Raw genomic sequence first — 24791 nt, 5'->3', positions numbered from 1 at the left:
CCACCGGTGTGCTATCAGAAGTGTACGTTAGCCGTTAACAGGAACGTACGTGGCTCACCCGGATGATAACGGTAGCCGCTCTTGTTAATTGAGGCAACGTAGTTGGTATCAAACACGTTGTAGACGTTGAGCTGCAGGTCCAGGTTGTTGTTCACCTTGTAGCCCAGTTTGGCATCCGCCACCCAGTAGCCTTCGGTGTACGCTGGTGTACCCACTGCGCCATCCGTACCACGATGCATGCTGCCCACATAGCGCGCGCCTGCACCGGCAGAAAGGGCGTCCGTGACCTGATACTGCGTCCACAGTGAGAAGGCGTGTTTTGGCGTGTATGGCAGGCCATCGGTGCCGTCCTGAGCCGTGTTAGCCCCCTCTTGCACTGTCGCATGCTGTAAAGTGTACCCGGCGATAATCTGCCAGTCTGGCGTGATGTTACCCTGCGCCGAGAGTTCATAACCTTCAACACGCTTACGGCCGTACTGGGAGTAGGTGCCATCGTCGTTGGTAGTGACTTCGTTGGTGATGTCAGTACGGAACAGCGTGGCGTTCAGCAGCAGGCGCTTATCCAGTACCTGCCATTTGGTGCCCACTTCGCTGGTTTTAGCACGCTGTGGCTGGAAGTCAGTACGGTTGGCGCTGTTGCCAGAGCCGCTGGCGGCCAAGGCAAAGGTGCTGCCACCCGGTGGTTGCTGAGAAACCGCGTAGTTAACATAGACGTTGCCGTTACGCGTCAGGTGATACAACGCACCCGCTTTCCAGTTCACAAGGTTACCGGACTTCGCCGTATCAACGGTAGTGACCGGTGTGTTGATTGCCACGCCAGCCGGACACGCCAGCGCACCGCGACCCGTACCACCACAAGCGGTGGCGCTGTCATATTCGGTGTGGTAACTGTCGAGACGAATGCCGCCATTCAGCTCAAAGTCCTGCGTCAGTTGCAGCGTATCAAACGCATAGATCCCCGCCGTATCGGTCTGGCCGTTGGCGTTAGCACCGTTACGCGTCAAACCACCCACGGTAAAGTCCGTGACCGGGTGATAAATATTCACCGCCGGTGCGGTAATCGCATTGACGCCGTAGTTGGTCTGGTTCTCACGCGTAAACTCAACCCCTGCACTCACATCATGACCAATACCCGCGGTCGTGAATTTTGACGTGATGTTGGTCTGGTTGGTCAGGATACGGTTGCTGACATCCTTCAGGTTCATGTTGCGCGAGAAGGTCCAGCTATCCACGTTGTTGGGATCAGGCTGGGTGATATTGGTCGCACCGCCCATAAATGCGCTCAGCATGTATTGCTGTTTAATGCGCGACCAACGGGTGATGTTACGAATGGTGGTGTCTGGCGTCAGGTCGTGCTCGAAGCGAATCGTGGCGGTATCCGTATCTGAATTATCAAAATCAGAGTCGGTGCCGTAGAAGTTGTGCGAGTTAACTTTGCCTGAGCTGCCCAGCGCTGCGGTGCCAGCAGAAGGCGCGGTGTAGCCCGGCAGTCCCACGGTTGGAACACCGCCATCTGGCGTATTGTGCTGATGCACATGCAGGTAATCCACATACAGGCGCGTCGCGGTATCCAGACCAAAGGCGATGGACGGTGCGACACCGTAGCGTTCGTTAGAGACATCACCACGGCCGGCATCATGGGACTTCTGCCCCATCAGATTAAGACGGAATGCGGTGTTGTCGTTGATGGCCTGGTTGTAATCCAGCAGGCCGCGACGGAACCAGGCGCTGCCCGCGCTAATGGAAGCATCCAGGCTGTTATCCAGCGTTGGCTGCTTGCTGATCATGTTGATGGAGCCGCTCGGCGCACTACGACCATAGTCGGTGCCAGCCGGGCCTTTGATCACTTCAATACTTTCGGTGTTAAAGGTATCGCGCGTTACGCTGCCGATATCGCGCACGCCATCAACGTAAATGCTGTTGGAGGTATCAATACCGCGCATATAAACCGCATCACCGGTAGTAGAACTGCCGTTCTCCCCGGCATAGAACGCCCCAACGCCTGGCACGTTTTTCAACGCGTCGGTCAGGTTATTGACGCCCTGATCTTTAATGACCTGCTCTGGCACCACGGTGATGGTACGGGTGGTATCCACTAATGGGCGGGTAAACTTCGGGTCCGAAGAGTGGGTCGGTGCATACAGTGAAGGCGTTGCCGCCTCTACCACCAGGGTACTGTCCTGGTTTTTAGCGCTAGCGTCAGCAGCGAGCGCGGCGGCGGCTGGCGTCATACCAATCGCCAGGCCAGTAAACAAGGTTAAAGAGTTAAAGCTACTGAAAGGTAAATTCCGATTTTTTTCCATTTTCGATGCGCATCAAATTTATTGTTTTTTTTTCAGTTCCACACAGCCTTGTTGGCACCGATGCAACGCATCAGCTCAAAACCACAGACCGGTGACTTAAAATGATAAGAATAATGATTATCATTTATATTCCTGTTTTATCACGCACCGCTGCCGAAATAAATACATTTCTTTACGAGAAAAACACACTTCGCATACATTGAGAAATGAACGTAATGAAACGGTGAGATTCGGTAGGTTTTTCGCTAAGCGACTGGCGGGAAAAAACAGGAATAAAAAAAGGCCCGCATCTCAGAGAGCGGGCCTTTCAGCGGTCAGGTATGCTTAAACAGTCATCATCTTTCATGATAGCGATGAACCGCCGGATAATACTCAAATCCATAAAGTTGGCTAATCGGAATTAACAACTCAATATCTAACACAGCTTCAGCATCGTGCCCGTCATCGCGCACATGCGTGACCAGCAGACTGTCAAACCAGTTTTTGAGTAGTGTTTTCATGTTCGTCTCCTCGAAAAGTTGATAACCGCAGTAAACCCTGTTGTCGGGCAAAACAGAACCCACTATTTCTGCGCTCCAATGCAGAAATCCTGCTAAGGGCGCTGGCTGCGACTGTCTAACGCATCGCGGAGCCCATCGCCGATGAAGTTAAAACTGGCTACCGCCAGCGTGATCGCCACACCTGGCACCAGCGCCAGCCACGGCGCACTAAGCAGATATTGCTGCGCCCCGTTCAGCATATTGCCCCAGCTCGGCAGCGGCGGCTGAATACCGTAACCCAGAAAACTGATATAGGCCTCCAGCAGAATGGCGCGCGCAACGGTCAAGGTCGCCGCTACAATGATCGGCCCCACCACATTGGGCAGCAGCTCACGAAACATGATCCAACGGCCAGACAGCCCAAGCATTTTTGCCGCCAGAATATATTCGCGCTCACGCAGGGATCGCACTTCAGTCTCCACAATGCGCGCCACTTCCATCCAACTGGTTACGGCGATAATCACCGTGATCATCATCGGGCTGGGCTTAATAAATGCGGCCAGCGCCAGCAGCAGAAACACGCTGGGGAAGGCCAAAAACGCATCGACCACGCGCATCAATAACGCGCCGATTTTGCCGCCGTAATAGCCTGCGGTAATGCCGACAACCGTGCCCACCAGCATACTGAGCAGCATCGCGCAGAAGCCAATCAGCAGCGAGATGCGGCCTGCCATCAGCAACCGCGCCAGTAAATCTCGTCCCAGGGGATCGGTGCCAAGCAGATGCCAGCCGCTCAGCGGCGGCGCAAAGCGAGCGCGTAAATCGATATGCAAGTCATCGAACGGCAGCAGCCACGGGCCGCACGCGCAGGCCAGCGCCATCACCAGGATCACCACGAGACTGCAACATGCCAGACGCTGATGCAGGAAGCGTTGCAGGGTACGGTTGTGCCACCAGCGGGCGTGGGCACGTGGCGGGGTCAGTACGGAAGAGGTCATGTTGTCTCCTCAGACAGGGCGAATGCGCGGGTCAACCAGCGCCGTCACCACATCAGCCAGTAAATTACCCAACAGCACCAGAATGGCTGAACACATCAGCAGGCCCATCACCACCGGGTAGTCGCTGTAGCCAAGGCTATCGAGAAATAACCGCCCCATCCCCGGCCAGGTAAACACCGTTTCGGCCACCAGGGCACCGCCTAAAATGGTCGGCAGCTGCATCCCCGCCAGCGCAATCATCGGCAGCAGTGCGTTACCCACCACATGTTTTAGCAGCACGCGACGCGGCGTGAGCCCTTTGGCACGGGCGGTTTTGATGAACTCTTGCTGCATCACCTCCAGCGTGGCCGAACGCATATAACGGCTCCAGATGGCAACGTCGACAAATGTCAGCACCAACACCGGTAAAATCAGATGGCGCAGGATATCCAGTGCCGATCCATCCCCCACGGTGTACATGTTGCCTGCGGGCAGCCATTGCAGTTTTAGCGAGAAAAAGTAGATTGCGACCAGACCAAACCAGAACGTGGGAATCGACAGTGCCACCATGGAGCTCAGCGTCGAAACGCGATCAAACAGGCTGTCGCGCTTCACGGCACTGCGGATCCCACTCCATACCCCAATCGCGATCGACAACACCATGGCACTCACCATCAGCAATAATGTGGCTGGCAGATGAGAAAAGATAATGCTCAGCACGGGCTGGCCGTCACGGTAGGAGCGGCCCCAGTCGCCACGCAGCAGATGCATCAGCCAGTCAAAATACTGCACCGGTAAGGGGCGATCTAAGCCCATTTGATGGCTTAGCCGCTGTAACGCCTCCTGCGTCATCCCCGGCGTCAGCGCGTATTGTGAAAGCGGCCCGCCTGGGGCGAGATTCAACGCGGAAAAACCAATCAGAGAGACCAGCAGCAGTAGGATCAGGCTCTGACCACCGCGCCGTATCAGAAAAGTCACCATCAGAATCCTCCCTGGCGAGCCGCCTGGCCCGCCGGTTTATGGGTCAGGCTTTCTGCCAGCCCCAACGGTTGACGTTCCAGCTATCGATACGCACATTGATGTTAGGCGTGATGTTTTCAGCGCCCTGCTTATGACCACGAACGTTGGCAAAGGTAAACAGATTCAGAAATGGCATATCCCGCCGTACCTGCTGCTGAATCTTGAAGTAGACCGCTTTACGCGCTTCAGGAGAGAACTCCGCAGCCCCCTGCGCCAGCCATTGATCGACCTGCGGGCTTTTATACTGGAAGACATTCTGACCTGCGCCCCCCTGCACCGGGATGGCATCAGAGCGCAGATAGTCGGCCGTATCCGGGTCCGATCCGGTGAGGAAATTGAGGCCGACAATCGCCGTGTCATATTCGGACTTCATCCAGTAGTCCCCCCACATCACGGCAGGGGGCAAATTCGCGATTTTCATCTCAATGCCGATCTGCTGGAAGCTCTGCTGCAAATATTGCTGCATCTGCTCGCGCAGGTGGTTGCCTGCCGTGGTGGAGTTAGCGAACGAGAGCCGCACGCCATTTTTCTCGCGAATGCCCCCTGCGCCGGGTTTCCATCCGGCTTGATCAAGCAAGGCCGCCGCTTTCTCCAGGCTAAATTCATGTTTCGGCAGGTCAGGATTAAAATAAAACGACTGCATCGGCATGTAGGTTTCTGTCGGCTTCGGGAGGCTGTAATAGAGCGCATCGATAATCGTCTGTTTGTCGATGGCATAATAAATTGCCTGCCGCACCGCCAACTCCTGAAACTGCGGTTTGCCTAAATTGAAGGCGAAGTTTTCGATGGTGGCACTCTGGAAGACATCCACCACTTTGCCCGGCAATTTTTTCGCTTCGGCATAGTGATCGGCGGAGATCCACTGCAGTCCAACCACGTCCAGATCCCCGGCCACAAACTGGGTATACATGACATTCAGGTCCGGCACGTACTTATACACCAGACGTTCGATGCGCGGTCCCTCCAGGAAATAGTCTTTATTCGCCACCAGTTCAATATGATCACCGGGTACACGTTGCTGCCAGCGGAACGGTCCAGTGCCAATCGGCGCATTATTGAACGGCGCCGTATTTTTATCGGCAACGCCCGTGAAAGCATGTTGCGGAATAATAAAGGTGGCCGCGAGAATCGAAGTGTACGGCGCAAAGGCTTTTTCCATGCGCCAACGGATTTCCGTGGGAGAAATGACCGTGACATCGCGCACTAACTCGTGCCCCGTACGACTGGTGCTGCGGAAATGACTGTCCACCAGCAGTGCCAGTGTGAATTTGACATCCTCTGCGCTGAAGGGGTGACCATCATGCCATTTGACGTTATCCCGCAGTTTCAGGTGAAACTGCAGGCCATCCTGAGAGATACCGCCATTCTCGACCGTAGGCACCTCAAGCGCCAGTTTCGGGAAGAAATGGCCCTGTTCATCAACGCCAAACAGCTGATCAAACAGGCTAAAGTGCAGTCCGTCATCCACCTCAATGTGTGGCATCAGGGGATTAAATACCGTGGGTTCTTGCGAAAAACCCACGACCATCTGCCCACCACTGCTGCTCATTGCGGCGGCAGCAACCCGGCTACCAAACAGGCCTGGTAACGCCACGGCGGCGGTGCCTGCGGCCAGCAATTTCAGGGTTTGCCGCCGGGAAAGCGGGGGTAAGTTATCGGTATAGCTCTCGTCCATTCTCTTTCCTCAGGTGAATACACCGATCAAAACCGATCGTAATTTCGTCATGTGAACGCGCTGAAAACGGGAAAAACACGTAGAAAGAGGTTAAGACTCAGTGGCAGTCCTTCAGCCGCCTGCGTGGCCGGGGATCGCGGCCACCAGTTTTGCCGTGTAGCTGTGCTGCGGCTGACGGAAGACCTGTTGCGGCGTTCCCTGTTCAACAATTTGCCCCTGATAAAGCACCGCAACCTGATGGCAAATCTGACTGGCAACCCGCAGATCATGGGTAATAAAGATCATCGCGACCTGCGTTTTGACCTGGATCTCCTGCAACAGCGTCAGAACCTGCGCCTGTACCGAAACATCCAACGCAGAGACCGACTCATCAGCAACCAGCAGCAACGGGTCAAACATCAGGGCACGGGCGATACCAATACGCTGCCGCTGTCCGCCGGAAAATTCATGGGGATAGCGATCCAGCACGCCTGGCTCCAGCCCCACCAGGCGCAGTAATTGCCTGGCTTTGCGTTGGATCTCTTCAGCACTCATTCCCCCGAGCGCACGCGGCCCGGCGGTGAGGATCGTTTCGATGGTGTGGCGCGGATTGAGCGAGGCAAACGGGTCCTGGAAAACCATCTGGATCCAGCGGCGCAGCGGCCGAAAAGCCTGTTCGCTCAGTTGCAGAATATCGCGCCCGTCGAACAGCACTTCTCCGCTGTCAGCAGGTAAGAGGCGCAACAGCACGCGCCCAAGTGAAGATTTGCCGGAACCGGACTCGCCGACAATGCCCAGCGTTTCCCCTTTTTTCAGGCTAAAACTAACCTGATTTAACGCCTGCACTTTACGTGCCGCGCGCCAGCCACCTTTGCTGCGATAGGTTTTACACAGATTGGTGACGCGCAGCACCTCAGGCGCACTCTCCGGCAGGCACTGCGTTTCCTGGCGCAGGCGCGGTACGGCCGCCACCAGCTTGCGCGCATAGGGATGACGCGGCTGATGCAAGACCTGCTCAGCCACACCGGACTCCACCATGTGGCCCCTTTCCATCACGATCACCCGGTCGGCAATCTCTTCAACCACGCCAAAATCATGGGTGATAAACAGCACGCTCATGTTTTTCCGCTGCTGCAAACGGCGAATCAGCTGCAATATTTGCGCCTGAGTGGTGACATCCAACGCGGTGGTAGGTTCATCGGCAATCAGGACATCGGGGTCGAGGGCCAGCGCCATCGCAATCATCACGCGTTGGCGCTGGCCGCCAGAAAGGCGAAAAGGATACTGGTGCTGCATTTGGCGCGGTTCAGGCAAGCCAACTTCCTCCAGTAACGACAACACTTTGTCACTCTGGCTGGCGCGGTCACCCACATTGTGCGCCTGGAGAACTTCACGGATTTGAGCACCCACGGTCATTAGCGGGTTCAGTGCAGAGAGCGGGTCCTGGAAGATAATCGCCAGCGATTTTCCCTGGCGCTGCCGCAGTTGCTGCGGTGTCATTTGCAGTAAATCGTTGCCATGCAGGGTAATGGTGCCGCTCTGGATGCGTAACGCCGCTGGTAGCAGCCCCATGGCAGCATGGGCCGTGACCGATTTACCCGAACCGGACTCGCCAATAATGCACAGGATTTCCCCGGCATACAGCGAGAAGCTAAGATTCTCCACCGCATTCAGGCGATCCATCCCCTTCGGCAGAGCAACAGTAAGATCGTTTACGGCAAATACCGGCGTGCAGTTTTCCATACCAATCGACCTCTTAGTGAAGTGACGGACAGTTCAAAACAGCTTGAGTTATAAGGTAATTTGATCAGCGACTGCGGGGTAAACCATGACATAAGTCAGAAGGGAGGAACTAATAGCTTTTACTTATTCAACAAAAGCATAAGGGCGCAGCCTGCTGCTACGCCCCTGCATTTTACGCCTTTTTTGCCACCATCTTTCGGTAGTTATTGAGCCATTTACCGCTGGTTAACCGCCACCAGAAACAGACGCCGCGCACCGCCCAGTCAAAGAACATCCCGAGCCAGACGCCATACACCCCCATGCCGAACTGAATCCCCAGCAGGTAGCCCGCTACCACGCGCATGCCCCACATGCTGAACATCGAGACGTACATGGTGTAGCGGGCATCACGCGCGCCTTTTAGCCCTGCGGGCAGCACCCAGGATGCCGCCCAGAACGGCATAAAGGCGGCGTTAAGCCAGATAAGATGCTGTGTCACCGTAATCACTTCGGGATCGCGGCTGTAGAACCGCGCCAGCAGGCCGGAGAGCGGCACCGTGGTAAACGCCAACACACACAGGAACAGGTTTGCCAGCCAGAAGACGTGCATGATTTGGCGACGAGCCTGGAACACCTGACCTTTGCCAAGGCGCTTGCCGGTGATAATGGTAGAGGCGGACCCCAGCGCATTACCGGGTAAGTTGATCAGTGAAGCCACTGAGAAGGCAATGAAGTTACCGGCAATTTCACTGGTGCCCATGCCTGCGACAAACACCTGCGTCAGGAGTTTACCACCGTTAAACAGCACCGACTCGATGCTGGCAGGCACGCCGATGCCCAGCACTTCACGCAGAATATTGATGTCCCAACGGCGAAAATAGCTGCGCAGCGTAATACGCAGCGAGGAGTTCACCCCGGCCATCAACACGGCGATCACCGCAATCGCCCCGATATAGCGCGAAATGGTGAGCCCCAGCCCCGCGCCGACAAATCCCAGCCCGTGCCACCCCAGGCAGCCGTAAATCAACACGCTACTGATGGCAATATTGAGGATGTTCATGCCGCCGTTGATCAGCATAGGGATTTTGGTGTTGCCTGCGCCACGCAGTGCCCCGCTGCCAATCAACGCGATTGCCGCAGCAGGATAGCTCAGCGCCGAGGTTTGCAGATAACTCAGCGCCAACGCTTTTACCTGGGGATCGGCGCTGCCCGCAATGCCATCGATGATGAGATGGCCCCAGACTTCAATGCCGACCACCAGCAGCACAGACAGCACCGTCATCAACCCCAGCGACTGGCGTGCGGCTGCCCTGGCGCGCTTCCCGTTACGTTTTGCCAGACTAAAGGCCACCACCACGGTGGTTCCCAGGTCTATCGCGGCAAAGAACGAGATAATCACCATGTTGAAGCTGTCGGCCAACCCCACCCCGGCCATCGCTTCCTTGCCAAGCCAGCTCACGAGGAAGGTACTGAGCACCCCCATGAGCATGACGCACAAGTTTTCCATAAAAATAGGCACTGCCAGCGGCGTGATTTCGCGCCACATCAACGTACGAAAGCTACGGCGTTTCGGATACCAGGCCGTGCGCTTGATCGCGCGTACCACTGCTACACCAGGATTTTGCAAGGGAATAACCAAATCATCAGAAAGATGGGAAGTGAGTTCTAATCATGATAGTCCGCAGGCAAACTGGCAAATAATTTCCAGCACTATTAAATCCTGATTACAAACTTTTTTTCGTCTTACAGGGAAACCAGATAAGCTGTTAAAAAGCCACTGAACTGCAAGGAGTCACCTATGCCTGGAACCCGGCAACATCTCAACAGCCAGCAGGCGCTGGATGAACTGGAACGCTTGTATGATAACGCGGTGGCTGCACTGCGCGGTGCCATCAAGACCTTTACTGAACAGGGAACCTTACCCGATGAGGCGCAACGTGCTGCGGGGCTGTTTGTTTACCCGGAGCTGCGTATCACCTGGCTAGGTGAAGGCCCGCAGCAGAACCGTACCCGCGCCTGGGGGCGTTTCACGCATACGGGCAGTTACAGCACCACACTGACGCGCCCTAAACTGTTACGTCCTTATCTCAGCGAGCAGTTAGCGATGCTGGAAAAAGAGTACCAGATCGAAATTAGCGTTGGCCCTTCTAAGCAGGAGATCCCCTACCCGTACGTGATTGACGGCTCCGACCTGACGTTGGACCGCACCATGAGCGCGGGTATCGCCCGCCACTTCCCCACCACGGAACTGTCGTTGATTGGGGACGAGACGGCGGATGGTCTGTTCCATCCTGATACTGAATTCCCGCTGTGTCATTTTGATGCTTTACGCACCGATTTCTCTCTGGCTCGCCTGCGTCACTACACCGGCACTGAAGTGCAATATTTCCAGCCGTTTGTGCTGTTTACCAACTACACCCGCTACGTTGACGAGTTTGTCAGTTGGGCGATTGAGCAGGTACGCGATCCCGCAACCCCCTATGACAGCCTGGTGTGCGCCGGTCAGGTGGTGATTGATCCTGCTACCCCAGACAGTGATGCGATGCTTTCTGACCTGGCGTGGAAAAAACACCAGATGCCCGCCTGGCACCTCACCGCCCCTGGCCGTCGCGGGATTACGCTGATCAATATTGGCGTTGGCCCGTCGAATGCGAAAACCATCTGCGACCATCTGGCGGTACTGCGCCCGAATGCCTGGCTGATGATTGGTCACTGTGGTGGCCTGCGCGAAAGCCAGACCATCGGCGATTATGTGCTGGCCCATGCCTATCTGCGTGACGATCACGTTCTGGATAGCGTGTTGCCACCGGATATCCCCGTGCCGAGTATCGCAGAAGTCCAGCGCGCCCTGTATGACGCAACTAAAGCCGTTAGCGGTATGCCCGGCGAAGAGGTTAAACAGCGGCTGCGCACCGGTACGGTCGTCACCACCGATGACCGCAACTGGGAGCTGCGCTACTCCGCCTCTGCCCTGCGCTTTAATTTGAGCCGTGCGGTCGCCGTGGATATGGAGAGCGCCACCATTGCCGCTCAGGGCTATCGCTTCCGCGTCCCTTACGGCACCTTGCTGTGCGTATCGGACAAACCGCTGCACGGCGAGATCAAGCTGCCCGGCCAGGCGAACCGGTTCTATGAAGGCGCGATTTCCGAGCATTTGCAAATCGGTATTCGTGCGGTAGAACTGCTGCGCGCCGAGGGGGACAAACTGCACTCACGCAAACTGCGTACCTTTAACGAACCCCCGTTCCGTTGAGTTAATTAGCCGGGCTGGCAGCAAATGTGCCAGCCCGGCAGCGTTAGCTTATATTCAACACTCTTTTTAAAATCGTCACCCGGTCCGCGTTTCGCCGTTGCGAAATCTGCGCGTGTGGAATCAGATAAGCCAGATGGTAAGCGCCAGCATAAACATGCAACTCGGTAGGAACATCAGCGGCAAACAATTTCTCTGCATAATTGACAGCTTCACTACGCAGCGGGTCGTACTCAAATACACCAATGTAGGCGGGCGGTAATCCCTGTAAATTCTGTGCGCGAGATGGAGCAGCATATTCAGGTATTTCCTGTGAACCATACAGTTCACCCAGATAATGCCGCCAGCTCAATGCCGCATTCGGTGTATTCCAGCCTGGAACGTCGTGGAATTTTTGCATACTCACACTGTTGAGACGATCGTCCAGCTCTGGCAAATCCAAATATTGATAGTAGATTCCTGGCCCACCGCGATCGCGACTCAACAGCGTGAGTGCAGCGGCTAATCCTCCACCTGCACTCACTCCATGTACGATAATTCTGCGATTATCAATTTTTAGCGTTTGATGTTGCTCGCTGACCCACACCAGCGCTGAATAACAATCTTCAAGTGGGGCTGGATAAGGATGTTCTGGTGCCAGGCGATATTCAACGGAAATCAGATTTACCGGGAGTTTTCGGGCAAGGTCGATACAGGTAGCATCATCCACCTCAATACGACCGATAACAAAACCACCACCGTGAATATTTAAGATCACAGGAAGCGTTGCATCGCGATGTTGTTCTGCTCGATAACTGCGGACTTTTATCTGCTGGCCTGATTCGCTACCGGGAATATAAAAATCCTCGACAATAACACCGCTTGCATCTGGCGCAGGTCGCGTTTTACCAATTTCAATCAGTTTGCGGCGTGTTTCTGCCGGATTGTGCAAGTCAAATACACCAAATGACGGAATAGCATCTAACAAATCAGCATCATATAAATAACTCATTATTTCGCCCTTATTAGTTCGCTTGAGTCGCTCTGGCTTTAAACGCACCAGCCGAGTTGTAAATAAAGAAAGATAAGAGGTAGCAAATCACGGTGAACGTTGCCACACCACTAAACCCTGCAAACCGCTGGAGCAACTGACCGCCCACAATACCGCCAAGGGTAGCACCAATATACATACAAGCATTTGCCAGTGAAGAAACGGTGCCCCGAGCGCCATCCGCTTGCGACTGCAACGTCCCCATGAACAGTGCAAAAGCGAAACCAGCCACCATCATAATAATGGTCAAAATGGCTACTGCACTGGTTTGCGTTGAAGCAAATGGTGTTAACGCGTAAAGCACCACTAACAGCAGGAATGAGATCAATAAAGAACGGGGCAGTCCAATATATTTTACCAGCCGCGTTCCCCATAGCGACCCAATCGCATTCCCTACCCCAATTGCAATCATCGAACGACCAATCGCCGTTACGTCTAATCCAAAGTCTTTAAATAGCCATGAACCGAAGAAAGATATGGCTTCAAAATTTCCGGTTTGAAAAATCAAATAACCTAACAGATAGGCTTTTAGCGTCGAGTTTTGCAAAATATGGCGATAGGAAGACGTAAAAGAAAATGCCTGCTGACCACGGTTTCCAGGCAGTGAAGGAAATAGCCCCGCCAGCAGGAACAACAAAAGCAAGGAAGCACCACCTAATGCCCAGAAAGCATATTTCCATGACAGAATCGCCAGGTAACTCCCCACCGGTATACCAACAATTTGGGCAATAGCCAGGCCCGCAGTCGCCGCTCCCATCGTTTTGATTATGCTCTCACGTGGCACCAGCAGCGGAATAGAGGCCCAAATTTGCGGGGAAACAAATGCCGCACTGACGCCAGCGAGAAAACGGAATATGATCATCGACCAAAAACCAGTAGCAAAACCACAGAGTGCGGTGGTCAGACTAAAGGCAATCAAACCGAGCAGTAATACCGTACGCCGATTGGCGAAATCAGACACAGGCCCTGAAATTAACGCAAAGCATGCATAGCCTAAAGCATAGGCGCTCACCATCCAGCCCGAAATAGCGGGATCAATTTGAAATAATCCGCTGAGTGTGGGTAATAAAGGCGCAACAATAAACGTATCTGTGCCGATAACAAACATAGTGGCAAATGACAACCAAGCCACCGTTGATGAACCAATTGATGCTTTCATAACAATCCTTTTGAATAATGCCAGACAGGGCTATTTCGTCTTTCAGCTAAATCAGGTAATTAATGTTGCCCACCATGGATTGAGTTTCCCCTCCAACATGTGCAGTGCCTGAATAGCAATAAATCCTTCATCTGTGGTTTCGGATGGAAGCTGCGGTTTTCTGGCAAAGCCGCCATCCGCACTTTGCCGCGCACTTATCCAGCGTATGCATTGCTCTCTGGATACGGGAAAATCGTGCAAAATATATAGCGCTGCAATTGCGTGATAACTGCCGACAAAACTCTCAGCGCCCTGTTCGCGATAACGAAATCCTCCATCTTCCGTTTGCAACGCTTTAATCCATGAACGGGTAACATCGGCCTGTGGCGGCACGAGCCCTAATGCCAGTAGCGTACTTACAGCCCGAAAAGTCGCAAATACGTCTGACGTCAGACCGGGCTGATTGCCATACCCACCATCACGGTTACGGCAATTCAGGAGATAGTTGACGAGGGAGGAGCGTCGGGCAATTTGGTGTCCCAGCCCCACCAGAGTTAGTACGGCAAGGTTGGTATGCCACACATCACTCACGTAGCCCGGCGTATTGCCGAAGCCACCATCCGCATGTTGGCTGCGATTGACGAAATCAATGCAGGCAGGAATATTGAATTCGGGTCGTTGCAAAATAACGCCCGTCAGTGCCGCACAGTAAGTTGTGAATACTTCGGAAGGTAAACCGGGTTGTTCAGAAAAACCACCGTCCCTGTTTTGCGCACTTTGAATGCCAGCAATCAAGGCATCTTCATGCTCAACATCGATGCCCAGAACGCTAAAATCTGAAACTACATGCAGTGCAGAGAAGATTTGTGGAGTGATATCCGAACGCAGGCCTAAGGGGGATCGATAAGGTGTCAGTCCAAAACCATAGCCCGACGCGGTCTGACGTGACCAGTTTAGGTAGGCAGGTAAATCAATCACACCTGGCGTTAGTGTACCTTGCGTGGCGGGAAACAAATTTTGCCGCACTGCGCTGGTTTCCAGTACGTCAGCGCTTTGATCTGTATATGGATTCTGTTGCCCGGAGGCTTCCGCTAAAAATGCCAGAAGCTGAGTATCAGCATGCTTCTCACTGAAGGGAATATAGGACGTGTTACCCACGCTAAAACTGCCTTTACGCGGCTGACGTACCATAACGTGACGCGCCAGTGGCACTGTTGCATCCGATGGCGTGGAAAACCAGCTTCCCTGTCCCTGAAATATCCCGCCCTGCTCCGCATCACTGTAGCGAGAAAGCTCTGTTTCAAGTTGATCTGCCAGTTTAGCAATCTCATCATCATGCTGCTGCTTCAACCAGCCTTTGCTGGCAAACAAAGCCAGTGCGTGATCACGCATATTTTTGACTGGAAAAGGTGATAGCAACGTCCCCACGGCGAACCCGATAGCATCAACCTCTACTCGACCATCGCCGTTAATGCGATCCCAGAATCCATGATTACCTACGTGTTGATGATGGCGAGCAATATGCTGGAGAATTCCATGGCTCTGCTGCTGTGCTTCAGCAACACCGCTTTGTGCCAATGCGTTCCAGGCACTGGCAGCCAAGGCACTGCTTGCCAGCAGATAACCATGATTTAAATCAGGTGCTCCATGCGTATCAAGTCGGGCGGCAAAGCCTGGTTGGGTTCGAAATGCGAGAAGCTGTCTAACCAAACGATCTCGATTAACCTGGGTTTCTTTTGTTCCGTTTTGCTGGGCTATAAAGCTCCAGACAATGGCCAATACCGCAATGGTAGAAAGCTTACGGGTACTGTCAATCACACGCTGGCTATCACGACTGAGCGTCTCCGGCCATCCGTGCTGCTCAAGACAATCCAAAAGATGATTAAGTCGCTGTTCATAAATCTCCGCAGGTGTAGTGCGTACAATCAGCGTGTTATTGATAAACTCAGCTAATAGTGCCAGTGCCTGATTTTTACTGTTTCGTACCTGCCCGATAATATTTACCACGCCTGTGCTATCTAAGAGCTCGTGATAGCCGCTGTGTTCGTCATCGTGGTAGCGATTAAAGCGGGTGGTAAATAACGTTGCAGCCTGCACAGGCTGTCCACGTTCGTAAAGCGTGATAACACCCAGCGCAACATCGCGTAGCAGGTAGCCATCAGTCAACTGTTCATGCTTGGTTCTTCCCAGTACGGCAGGAATACCGTAAGGCGAGTCAAGCAGATTGTGATCAATAAAATGCTGTAATGTGGTCATCTTCCAACTCCTTGTAGAAAATCAAGCCACTGCGGCCTGCGGTAGCAAAGCAATAAATTCCGGATTAAATTCTTCGCGTACGTAGATATTTTTTTCCCCCTCGCAATTAATGATGTATTCCTTAAAAGCACAGGCACGTTGCCCTTGCGCAGACAGCCAGACTGTTGTGCCAGTCGAGATAATATGGCGATGCTGTCTGATGCTATTACTCATCAGCATTTTTCCAAGGGGCGTAATATCCTGTTGTGTCGGGATGTTGACTGCTGTTTCAGACTGGTAAAATACGGTAGCCTGACACAAGAGATCCCCTTGTTGACTGAACAAGCGGGACTCACGTCGCGTTAGCTCGCCATGCTGTAAATCAAAAAACGGCTGTAACGTTTGTTGCTCAATTTTGGATAATTGAAACTGTTTGTGCTGAACCAGAACCTCAACACTAATTTTCGTATCAAAAAGTGATTCAAGCAGTACGGTGGTAGAACCGGTATTGGATAACAACATCCGCGTAACCTTTGCATCAGCGGGTGCCGGTAAGGAATTATTATTAACAGGCAGAGCCGATCGCAGCAAATATTGGGCCGCAGCATTAGCACCATTAGAAAATGGTGCTAATGCATCATAAGGTTGGAATTTTATTTTGCGCTTCTGCCGTAGTTTTTGCCTTACACGTTGTACTAATAGCGGCAAAGGCGGGTTAACCAGACTTTCAAAACCTATAATCTTCAGTCTCTTACTTGCTTCGAACTCATGGTACTCACTTTTATCAGCCAAAATATAAATCACCGGTACGCGAACTAAAGCCACTTCAGTTACGGTGATCCAACCAGGAGCCGAGAGCAGTAAATCGGCGCGCTTGAGTAAGGGTAGCCAATCTGGAATATAGTCAAATACGGTGATGCCCGCTGGGCAGGTTATTTTTTCACGGGAGATTAGCACCATTTTGAGTGAATCTATTTCTTTACTGAGTTGCTCATAGAGGGAAATGTAGCGATCAATTAATTTCTGCTTATTATCGATAAACATGGTTGTACCTCCAACTGAAGCTACAATCAGCTTATCTTTTATGGAGATATTCAATCCGAGGCGAGTGAAATATTCGGGATCAATTGATTCATCTGCCGTATTTATTTCTCTGGTCATTGGGCCAACGAATCTGACTTTTCCCTCTTTTGACGCACTTTCCAGTGCGGTATCTTTATCAAGGCTTGCGATATAAGGTTTATCAGTAAGGATGATGCGTGCCGAGTTTATGATGCCGCTAAAAATACGATGCAATGACGCACGTGCATCTGAAATTTCAGTTTTGTTTAGCGTAAACCCGGCACTGTTAAGTTCACGGTTACTGATTTGAAACAACGTGAAGTCGTAGCGCTCCGTCACCAGTGCGTGCGGGAAGTTGGCAATATGTGCTGCTGCGGATGCCGATAAATTGTAATCGCTAACGATAAGATCTGGCTGATATTTAATGTAAAGGGCAGTATATTTTAAGATTAATCCGCCATTGAGAAAAGCAGAGGAAATATAACCATCGATGTAGCTTTCCCAATTCATTTTCTTACTCAAATGGCTAACTTTTGAGTGATCACTGATCTCATTACTCAAAATAACAACTTTACAGCCTTCCTGTTTATATAACTTATAAAATATATTTTTTAAAGATAATAGCACTACAGTGATTTTCGCCTGCGGATCCACCACTCTGACTTGTTTTATAATTGCCAGGGTACGCATGTTATGCCCTGAGCCCGTTGAATTTGGAGCAAAGAGAAGGTGCATATATTCTTATCCCTTATATTTAATTAAATAAGCCAAAAATATAACGCTCACGATAGTTTTTACCGACAATCAACGAACCAGGCATAACTACGCTGTTATCAGGTATGGTTGCCGGACCTACCAGAGTACTTCCTTTTCCAATGATCACATTGTTGCCAATAATGACTTTTGCTGCTTTCCAGGGTAGAGACTGAAAGGTAAAATCGTGAGTGTTGGAAATCAGCAGGCTATCTTCTCCAATTAATGTGTTGTGACCAATTTCGATCCCTCCAGCGCCTTCTAATACTGATTTTCGCTGAATCCTCGTGTATCGTCCAACGCTGATGCCTCCCTGGTCAGAAGGCCCCTTCTGACGCCCCATCATTATCACTTCGGACTCGATTTCACACCCACCTAATAGAGTAAGATCAACATCGAGATAACAGGTTTCAGTCTCATGGAAATATTTTAAAGCTTCGGCAGAAACAGGATTTGATGGCCTTGATAGTTTCATCCTCAAAATATCTGAAAACGAAGGTGAGCTATCCGTGATATATTCTCTATTCTTTTTTTTAATTTGATTCCTGCCTGTTACAATAGTGTTTTCCTCAATGTTATTTGTGATCCACGCTCCGGCACCGATGACTGCACCACGTCCGATTCTCACACCGGGGGCAATCCAGGCTCTGGCGCCAATCCACACATTATCCTCAATGATTGTTGGCAGTGATGAGAAGCTGCCAATGTGAACTCCCGTAGCAATCTGACAATGGTTTCCAATCCAGGTGTTTTCAATATGACAGTTAAAGCCGATAAAAGTCATATCACCAACATCTGCATTTATTAATTTTGAACCGTAACGTATCCAGACGTTATTTCCTAAGCGAGAGTGATGTTCTACTCTTACTTTATCTTCTATCAGCCTCACGACTTCCTGTAGAATATCCAACGATTTTTCTTTTAAACATTGCGAATGAGATTTCATCTGGAATTCCCTTTCAGGATTGAAAACCTACCATCTGACAATTTTATGATGGCGCTATTAAAACCCGAAAAAACCAATGTTTACGACAAATTATTTATATTTACAGAGGTGATTAAGACGCTTTTACAGTGCGGCAACAGGTTATTCTTGGTCAAATAACTTTATCGAATATGTATATTTTATTTTTTCAGGAAAATAATTATTGACCCTGACAGTGCTGTCAGGGTTATTACTAGGCTCATTCATTTGGCCAGGGACAGGAATCTATGCGGGATTACTCAATTGTGTTCAGGAAATCTTCGACAATTCTCTTACTTTCTGTGAACTCTTGTAGTTTGGCTTCTAGCTTCTGCACTTCCTGTTGCAGAATGTCTATGGCGATTTTGCAGGGTGAGAAGCCATTTCCGTCGTCAAGCATGCAGGGCAACAGCAGCCGTATGCTCTCAATTTTAACCCCACTGCTATTTAATAAGCGAATACGCTCAACTCTCTCTTTATCTGCCAGAGAATATTCACGATAACCGGCGGCACTGCGTTTCGGGCTGAGTAACTTTTCCTGTTCATAGTAGCGCAGCATCCTTTCGCTGATACCCGTGCTGGCTGAAAGCTCACCAATTCTCATCGTCGCTCCTGTGAGAAGATCCATGCGAAAATCTATTGCATCACATTAAGATAGCTTAAGTCCAGCAGCCTCAGGCAGTGACGGTGTTCGGGGAGTGGTAGCCAGTTCAACGCAAAAAAAAAACCGAATACCCAGGGGCATTCGGTTTCTTGAAACGCGGGAGGGGCTGCGAATCAGGCGCTCAACCAACCCAATTTAATCACAAACAGCAGCGATAAAATCACCAGTGCGATGTTGATCTCTTTCAGGCGACCGGTCAGCAATTTAACCACGGTCCAGGTGATGAAACCGAAAGCGATACCGTTGGCAATTGAGTAGGTCAACGGCATGGTCAATGCGGTAACGGTCACTGGCGCGGCGGTGGTGATATCTTTCCAGTCGATTTCCGCCAGACCGGAAGTCATCAGTACTGCCACAAACAGCAGTGCAGGCGCGGTCGCATAAGCGGGTACGCTAGAGGCCAGCGGCGAGAAGAACAGGCTCAGCAGGAACAGAATCGCCACGACTACCGCTGTCAGGCCGGTACGTCCACCGGCACTCACACCGGCGGCAGATTCTACGTAGCTGGTGGTGGTTGAGGTGCCTAACAGTGAACCGAACAGCGCAGCCGCACTGTCTGCTACCAGAGCACGGCCCATTTTTGGCAGGTTGCCCTGCTCATCCGCCAGTCCTGCACGCTTGGTCACGCCCAGCAGGGTGCCGGTATTATCGAACACATCCACAAACAGGAAGGCAAATACCACGCTCACCAGGCCAACGTTCAGTGCGCCTTTAATATCCAGCTGCAGGAAAGTCGGTGCCAGTGAAGGCGGTGCAGAGAACACGCCCGCAAACGGGGTCAGACCCAGCAGCATCGACAGAATAGTAATCACCAGAATACCGATCAACACCGCGCCGGTCACACGACGTGCTTCCAGTACCACAATGATCAGGAAACCGAGGATCGCCATCAGTGGACCCGGCTTGGTGAGATCGCCCATTCCGACCAGGGTCGCTGGGTTATCTACCACCACGCCCGCTCCTTCCAGGGCAATCAGCGCCAGGAACAGACCGATGCCTGCGGCAATACCGGCACGCAGCGGCAGTGGAATACTGGCAATGATCCATTCGCGAATTTTGAAAATCGACAGGGCAAAGAACAGCACAGCGGAGAGGAATACCGCACCCAGCGCGATCTGCCAGCTGTAGCCCATGTGCAGCACCACCGTGTAGGTAAAGAAGGCATTAAGGCCCATACCCGGTGCCAGCGCGATAGGATAGTTGGCAATTAAGCCCATCAGCAGCGAGCCAATCGCCGCCGCGAGACAGGTGGCGACAAACACTGAACCTTTATCCATCCCGGTTGCGCTCAGGATCGACGGGTTAACAAACAGGATATACGCCATCGCCAGGAAGGTGGTCAGCCCGGCAATCACTTCAGTACGCACCGTGGTGTTGTGCGCTTTAAGCTGGAATAGTTTATCTAACATCATCATCTCTCATTCGAGGAGACGGCACACAGGTGCTTTCTCTCTTGCCAATAGGGAATATGCATACGCATTATTGTTTTGCGCTAAAAAACGACGCCGGGACGGTATGCTCGCCTCGGCTATCGCGCGGGGAGAACCCACATCATGGGGTAAGCGCTGCTGTCCGTTGCGACTCTCCCGGTATAACTCCCTGATAGCATAGCAAGCGCTATGCCATTACAGCGCTTGCAACGAAAACGGTTGCGTATCCTGATTCAGAATCCTCTGAACCAAATGAAAGCGCGATTATGGTGCATCGCCCGGTAAATGTGCAACGGATTTAATCGTTTGCGTCGGGCTGAGGGGGGCATCACGCAGGCCGTTTTGACCTGCGTGCGACGCAATGGGAAGGTTTTTTAATCGACGCTGTGCGGTTGCCATAACGGCACCGGCTTACCGGTAATGTAACGCTTGCGCAGACGACTGGAGATCACGTCCATCGTCATGACCACCACCACCAGCACCAGGGTAATAAAGGTGACGACATCCCAGTTCCATAACCGCATATTTTCGGCATAGACCAGCCCGACACCGCCCGCACCAACAAACCCCAGCACCGCCGCTGAACGGGTGTTGGACTCAATCTGATACAGACTCAGGGCGAGAAAGCTGGGGAATGACTGGGTAAAAATGCCAAAACGGTGCTTTTGCAGGCTGTTTGCGCCCACCGCCCCAAGTCCACGACTGGGAGAACGCTCTACCGCTTCATGGCCTTCAGCATACAGTTTCCCCAGCAGGCCAACATCCTGCATGATGATCGCCAACGCGCCGGCCAGTGGCCCCATCCCCACCGCACGCACGAAAATCAGCCCCCAAATCGCCATATCGATGCCGCGTAAAATATCCAGCAGACGCCGCACCACTAAGGCCACCGGGCGCAAGGCAGGCTCATGCATCACGTTGCGTGCCGCAAAAAACGAGAGAGGCAACGCCAGCAGTGAGGCGGTAAGGGTTCCGGAGAAGACGATCGCCAGGGTAATACCGATCTGCGAGAAGTAATAAGCAAACGGCCAGTTAGCGACATCCTGCCAGATAAACATGCGGACAAAATAGTGCCCGAGCTGCTCCATACCTTGCGCAGCACGCGCCCACGGAATGCCGAAATAGAGAAAGAACAGCAGATAGTAAACAGTAATCGCTAATGCCACTATGGCCAGGCGGCGCAGATAGCGCGACTGGGCGCTGAACAGCGCGGCATGCTCCTGTTTAATTTTGTCGAGATCGGGGACCAGCGTCATCATTGTTTAACCCTCAACTACGCGACGGCGTAACCAGCCAGACAGCGTATCCAGCAGTGAAACCACAATAATGATCAGCAGCATGGTGATGCTCACCTGATCAAAACGGTCGAGTTTGATATTGGTCATCAGCTCCTGACCGATGCCCCCTGCCCCCACCAGCCCGAGAATGGTCGATGAGCGGAAGTTGATTTCAAGGCGCATAAAGCTGTAGGAGAGAAACAGCGGTTTTACCTGCGGCCAAAAAGCAAAGCGCATCCGTTGCAGACGTGAGGCGCCACAGGCAGCCAGCCCACGCACCGGCTTGTCAGACGCGCTTTCGATTGCCTCATAGAACAATTTGGTCAGGCTGCCCACGGTGTGCAGCGCTAAAGCCAGAAATCCTGGAATCGCACCAATGCCAAACGCCATGACGAACATCACCGCCCATGCCAGTTCCGGCATGGTACGCAGAAAAGCCACCAGTGAGCGAATGGCGAACCGAAGGCCCGGGGGAGATTGGGTATTATCGGCCGCGAAAAATGCAAGTATCCCCGCGATAAAGACGGAAATGATGGTGGAAGCCAGCGCCAGTTGAATGGTTTCCCAAATCAGCGGCAGTTGGAAATGCAGGCGATAGCCCCAGTAGGCCAGTGAGCCTTCCGTTTTGCCATCGGCAAACAGCAGCGGCAGGTGCAAGACCGGCATGATTTCATACAGGTAATCAAAAAAGTGCGGCAATGATTGCCAAATGGTGAGGAGGTTGAACTCCGCCACCTTCCCCGCCGCCAGGTACAGGGCCACCAGCAGTAACGACCACAGCAGAGAATCACGTTTCTGCTGGCTACGGATACGTTGATAATAGCGTTCGAAATCAGTCAAGAGTGTCTTCTCTGGTTTTAAGGTCCCCCTCACCCTAGCCCTCTCCCACAAGTGGGAGAGGGGACAGATGCATGCACCACTCAGCTCCCTCTCCCGTTTATGGGGGAGGGTTGGGGTGAGGGAAAGGGATGAAGGAAATTAGCTGCGGCTGTCTTTCATCAGGTCACGCTTCATATCAATAATGTTCTGATAATCCGCCACGGTCGCTGGACCGATATGCTGTGCGCCGCCCACGGCTTTCATGAAGCACGCGTGATCGTTCTTATCCAGGTCTTTAATGGCCTGAACCAGCTTCGCTTTAAATGCCGGTGGCAGGTTGTTACTCACCAGAATCGGACCGTTAGGAATCAGCGGTGAAGACCAGATAATGCGGATTTTTTTCATCAGGTCAGGCTGGTCCATACGCATCATGCGGGTGAAAGCCCCTGAGGTGTAACCCTTGTTGTAATCACCCACCAGTGAAGTCCAGGTCACCGCGCCTTCAAACTGACCATTTAAGACGCCGAGAATGTCCTGCTCGTGGCCGCCTGAGAAGGTCACGCTGGAGAACGTGCCGTTATATTTATCGTCTACGCTGCCACCAAACTCTTTCTTAAACGCCTGGTTAGGCATCAGGAAGCCCGAGGTTGAATCTGGATCCGCCATACCAAACGATTTACCTTTCAGATCTTCCAGCTTTTTATACGGGCTGTCGGCTTTAACAATCACCACCGAGTGATAGCCGCGCGACTGATCTTTGTCATCAACCACCAGACCCACAACGTCCACCGCCTTTGGATCCTGGAGGTAAACCGAAGCATAAGAAGCAGGAGACATGCTCAGTACCATGTCGATTTTTTTACCTAACAGACCCTGAATCACGCCAGAGTAGTCAGAAGAGTTGTTGAGTTTGGTATCGACATTCAGCTCTTTATCAAAGAAATCTTTCACACACTGATTATCACCAATCTGCTGGGTGGCATTTTGACCGCCCAGAATCCCCAGATTCAACGTCTTTGGAGCATCTGCTGCGTGCGCGCCAAAAGTCACCAGAGCGCCAGTCAATAAAGCTAATGTTGTCAGTTTCATTCGAGGTTGTTCTCTTGTCGTAGGCGTTAATGGAGCTGGTTGATTTCATCACCGTACAGCGCATGTAACAGGCTGTCGGTAAGGTCTGAAGGGTGTCCGTCGAACAGGACTTTGCCGCGCTGGATACCAATCACGCGGGTACAATACTGCCTGACCAGTTCAATTGAGTGCAGGTTGACCATCACGCTGATGCCCTGCTCGCTGACCTGACGCAGCACATCCATGATGCGCCTGGTATTTTTCGGGTCGAGGGAAGCAACCGGCTCATCCGCCAGCAAAATTTTTGGGTTCTGCATCAGTGCGCGGCAGATGGCAACGCGCTGCATCTGACCACCCGAGAGGTTTTCCGCCCTTTGCAGCGCCTGGGGTAACATGTTCATCCACTGCAACAGTTCGATGGCACGGGCGCGGTCAGTATCGGGAAACACTTTGAAGAAGGACTTAAAGGTCGAGGTCTGACTCAGTCGTCCCAGCAGCACGTTGGTTATCACATCCAACCGGGGGACCAGACAGAAATCCTGAAAGATCATGCCGCACTCACTGCGCCATGCCCGCATCTGGCTGCGGTTTAACTGGGCCACATCCTGCGGCTGATCGCGATTGCTGAGGTTGTAAATGGCACCCTGCGAGGTACTGATGGTGCCATTCAACATGTGCAGCAGCGTCGATTTTCCTGCGCCGGAACGGCCAATCACTGCCACCAACTCACCCGCATGAAGATCGAAACTGACGTCATCCAGCACGCGGTTTTCACCATACGCCTTGCACAATCCCTGGACCGACAGCATCTTATGCCCTCTGGGGCTAAACGGCTGAGGGTTATCAAAAGCCGTTTTTAATATTGCCTGCGCCATACTCATTCATCCGTTTACGGTAGTCTGAAATTGAGGCCTATTACGGGCAAGCGGGATGAAAGCTGAATGAC

The 24791-nt window shown here is 52.4% G+C and carries 19 protein-coding genes; 1 reads left to right on the top strand and 18 read right to left on the bottom strand.

The window, feature by feature from the left end; all coding sequences use genetic code 11:
• Window positions 1-14: 14 nt before the first annotated feature.
• From B880_RS0109320 to B880_RS0109290, 7 genes are all read right to left on the bottom strand, one after another.
• Window positions 15-2303, bottom strand: coding sequence for a catecholate siderophore receptor Fiu (locus tag B880_RS0109320; RefSeq protein ID WP_017347130.1), 2289 nt, complete (start codon window positions 2301-2303; stop codon window positions 15-17).
• A 335-nt stretch (window positions 2304-2638) separates the two neighbouring features.
• Complete coding sequence (locus tag B880_RS26895; protein WP_017347129.1) at window positions 2639-2803, bottom strand: hypothetical protein; 165 nt, start codon at window positions 2801-2803, stop codon at window positions 2639-2641.
• A gap of 92 nt (window positions 2804-2895) precedes the next feature.
• On the bottom strand, window positions 2896-3780 hold the full coding sequence (locus tag B880_RS0109310; RefSeq protein WP_017347128.1) for an ABC transporter permease: 885 nt from the start codon (window positions 3778-3780) through the stop codon (window positions 2896-2898).
• Between the two features lie 9 nt (window positions 3781-3789).
• Entirely contained in the window at window positions 3790-4740 is a 951-nt protein-coding gene (locus B880_RS0109305; RefSeq protein WP_017347127.1) for an ABC transporter permease, read from the bottom strand.
• A 43-nt stretch (window positions 4741-4783) separates the two neighbouring features.
• On the bottom strand, window positions 4784-6454 hold the full coding sequence (locus tag B880_RS0109300; RefSeq protein ID WP_017347126.1) for a peptide ABC transporter substrate-binding protein: 1671 nt from the start codon (window positions 6452-6454) through the stop codon (window positions 4784-4786).
• Between the two features lie 111 nt (window positions 6455-6565).
• Window positions 6566-8176 (bottom strand): ABC transporter ATP-binding protein, encoded by a 1611-nt coding sequence (locus B880_RS0109295; RefSeq protein ID WP_017347125.1) that lies wholly within the window; start codon window positions 8174-8176, stop codon window positions 6566-6568.
• A gap of 172 nt (window positions 8177-8348) precedes the next feature.
• Window positions 8349-9761 carry an EmmdR/YeeO family multidrug/toxin efflux MATE transporter gene (locus B880_RS0109290; RefSeq protein WP_017347124.1) on the bottom strand — a complete coding sequence of 471 codons (1413 nt, stop codon included), beginning with the start codon at window positions 9759-9761 and terminating at the stop codon, window positions 8349-8351.
• A 192-nt stretch (window positions 9762-9953) separates the two neighbouring features.
• Here B880_RS0109290 and B880_RS0109285 point away from each other — a divergent pair, with 192 nt between their 5' ends.
• Window positions 9954-11408 (top strand): AMP nucleosidase, encoded by a 1455-nt coding sequence (locus B880_RS0109285; protein WP_017347123.1) that lies wholly within the window; start codon window positions 9954-9956, stop codon window positions 11406-11408.
• Between the two features lie 43 nt (window positions 11409-11451).
• Here the strand turns inward: B880_RS0109285 and B880_RS0109280 are convergent, their stop codons facing one another.
• From B880_RS0109280 to phnC, 11 genes are all read right to left on the bottom strand, one after another.
• Complete coding sequence (locus tag B880_RS0109280; protein WP_017347122.1) at window positions 11452-12396, bottom strand: alpha/beta hydrolase; 945 nt, start codon at window positions 12394-12396, stop codon at window positions 11452-11454.
• A 13-nt stretch (window positions 12397-12409) separates the two neighbouring features.
• Entirely contained in the window at window positions 12410-13594 is a 1185-nt protein-coding gene (locus B880_RS0109275; RefSeq protein WP_017347121.1) for an MFS transporter, read from the bottom strand.
• Window positions 13595-13645: 51 nt separating this feature from the next.
• On the bottom strand, window positions 13646-15829 hold the full coding sequence (locus tag B880_RS25620; RefSeq protein ID WP_017347120.1) for a prenyltransferase/squalene oxidase repeat-containing protein: 2184 nt from the start codon (window positions 15827-15829) through the stop codon (window positions 13646-13648).
• A 21-nt stretch (window positions 15830-15850) separates the two neighbouring features.
• Window positions 15851-17560, bottom strand: coding sequence for a chorismate pyruvate-lyase family protein (locus B880_RS24870; protein WP_017347119.1), 1710 nt, complete (start codon window positions 17558-17560; stop codon window positions 15851-15853).
• Window positions 17561-17624: 64 nt separating this feature from the next.
• The gene (locus tag B880_RS25615) at window positions 17625-18569 is read right to left on the bottom strand and encodes a DapH/DapD/GlmU-related protein (protein WP_017347118.1); all 945 of its coding nucleotides are present in this window, start codon (window positions 18567-18569) and stop codon (window positions 17625-17627) included.
• A 274-nt stretch (window positions 18570-18843) separates the two neighbouring features.
• Window positions 18844-19191 carry a MerR family transcriptional regulator gene (locus B880_RS0109250; protein WP_017347116.1) on the bottom strand — a complete coding sequence of 116 codons (348 nt, stop codon included), beginning with the start codon at window positions 19189-19191 and terminating at the stop codon, window positions 18844-18846.
• A gap of 173 nt (window positions 19192-19364) precedes the next feature.
• A complete protein-coding gene (locus B880_RS0109245; RefSeq protein WP_237761004.1) occupies window positions 19365-20663 on the bottom strand; it encodes an NCS2 family permease in 1299 nt (432 codons plus the stop codon).
• 392 nt (window positions 20664-21055) lie between these two features.
• Window positions 21056-21940: a phosphonate ABC transporter, permease protein PhnE gene (gene phnE / locus B880_RS0109240; RefSeq protein WP_017347114.1), complete on the bottom strand. Its 885-nt coding sequence runs from the start codon at window positions 21938-21940 to the stop codon at window positions 21056-21058.
• A gap of 3 nt (window positions 21941-21943) precedes the next feature.
• Window positions 21944-22798, bottom strand: a complete 855-nt coding sequence (phnE, locus tag B880_RS0109235) for a phosphonate ABC transporter, permease protein PhnE (RefSeq protein ID WP_017347113.1) — start codon at window positions 22796-22798, stop codon at window positions 21944-21946.
• 138 nt (window positions 22799-22936) lie between these two features.
• Entirely contained in the window at window positions 22937-23866 is a 930-nt protein-coding gene (gene phnD / locus B880_RS0109230) for a phosphonate ABC transporter substrate-binding protein (RefSeq protein ID WP_017347112.1), read from the bottom strand.
• A 26-nt stretch (window positions 23867-23892) separates the two neighbouring features.
• Window positions 23893-24720, bottom strand: coding sequence for a phosphonate ABC transporter ATP-binding protein (gene phnC / locus B880_RS0109225; RefSeq protein WP_017347111.1), 828 nt, complete (start codon window positions 24718-24720; stop codon window positions 23893-23895).
• Between the last annotated feature and the right edge of the window lie 71 nt (window positions 24721-24791).

Source organism: Pantoea sp. A4, assembly GCF_000295955.2.
Lineage (GTDB): Bacteria > Pseudomonadota > Gammaproteobacteria > Enterobacterales > Enterobacteriaceae > Pantoea > Pantoea multigeneris.
Note: the sequence above shows the minus strand (reverse complement) of the source record. Positions and strands in the feature narration are given on the sequence as shown.

What these genes read in the sequence shown, in the direction of transcription:
- B880_RS0109320 (WP_017347130.1), bottom strand. Translation starts at nt 2,303, where the DNA reads ATGGAAAAAAATCGGAATTTACCTTTCAGTAGCTTTAACTCTTTAACC.
- B880_RS26895 (WP_017347129.1), bottom strand. Translation starts at nt 2,803, where the DNA reads ATGAAAACACTACTCAAAAACTGGTTTGACAGTCTGCTGGTCACGCAT.
- B880_RS0109310 (WP_017347128.1), bottom strand. Translation starts at nt 3,780, where the DNA reads ATGACCTCTTCCGTACTGACCCCGCCACGTGCCCACGCCCGCTGGTGG.
- B880_RS0109305 (WP_017347127.1), bottom strand. Translation starts at nt 4,740, where the DNA reads ATGGTGACTTTTCTGATACGGCGCGGTGGTCAGAGCCTGATCCTACTG.
- B880_RS0109300 (WP_017347126.1), bottom strand. Translation starts at nt 6,454, where the DNA reads ATGGACGAGAGCTATACCGATAACTTACCCCCGCTTTCCCGGCGGCAA.
- B880_RS0109295 (WP_017347125.1), bottom strand. Translation starts at nt 8,176, where the DNA reads ATGGAAAACTGCACGCCGGTATTTGCCGTAAACGATCTTACTGTTGCT.
- B880_RS0109285 (WP_017347123.1), top strand. Translation starts at nt 9,954, where the DNA reads ATGCCTGGAACCCGGCAACATCTCAACAGCCAGCAGGCGCTGGATGAA.
- B880_RS0109280 (WP_017347122.1), bottom strand. Translation starts at nt 12,396, where the DNA reads ATGAGTTATTTATATGATGCTGATTTGTTAGATGCTATTCCGTCATTT.
- B880_RS0109275 (WP_017347121.1), bottom strand. Translation starts at nt 13,594, where the DNA reads ATGAAAGCATCAATTGGTTCATCAACGGTGGCTTGGTTGTCATTTGCC.
- B880_RS25620 (WP_017347120.1), bottom strand. Translation starts at nt 15,829, where the DNA reads ATGACCACATTACAGCATTTTATTGATCACAATCTGCTTGACTCGCCT.
- B880_RS24870 (WP_017347119.1), bottom strand. Translation starts at nt 17,560, where the DNA reads ATGCGTACCCTGGCAATTATAAAACAAGTCAGAGTGGTGGATCCGCAG.
- B880_RS25615 (WP_017347118.1), bottom strand. Translation starts at nt 18,569, where the DNA reads ATGAAATCTCATTCGCAATGTTTAAAAGAAAAATCGTTGGATATTCTA.
- B880_RS0109250 (WP_017347116.1), bottom strand. Translation starts at nt 19,191, where the DNA reads ATGAGAATTGGTGAGCTTTCAGCCAGCACGGGTATCAGCGAAAGGATG.
- B880_RS0109245 (WP_237761004.1), bottom strand. Translation starts at nt 20,663, where the DNA reads ATGATGTTAGATAAACTATTCCAGCTTAAAGCGCACAACACCACGGTG.
- phnE (WP_017347114.1), bottom strand. Translation starts at nt 21,940, where the DNA reads ATGATGACGCTGGTCCCCGATCTCGACAAAATTAAACAGGAGCATGCC.
- phnD (WP_017347112.1), bottom strand. Translation starts at nt 23,866, where the DNA reads ATGAAACTGACAACATTAGCTTTATTGACTGGCGCTCTGGTGACTTTT.
- phnC (WP_017347111.1), bottom strand. Translation starts at nt 24,720, where the DNA reads ATGGCGCAGGCAATATTAAAAACGGCTTTTGATAACCCTCAGCCGTTT.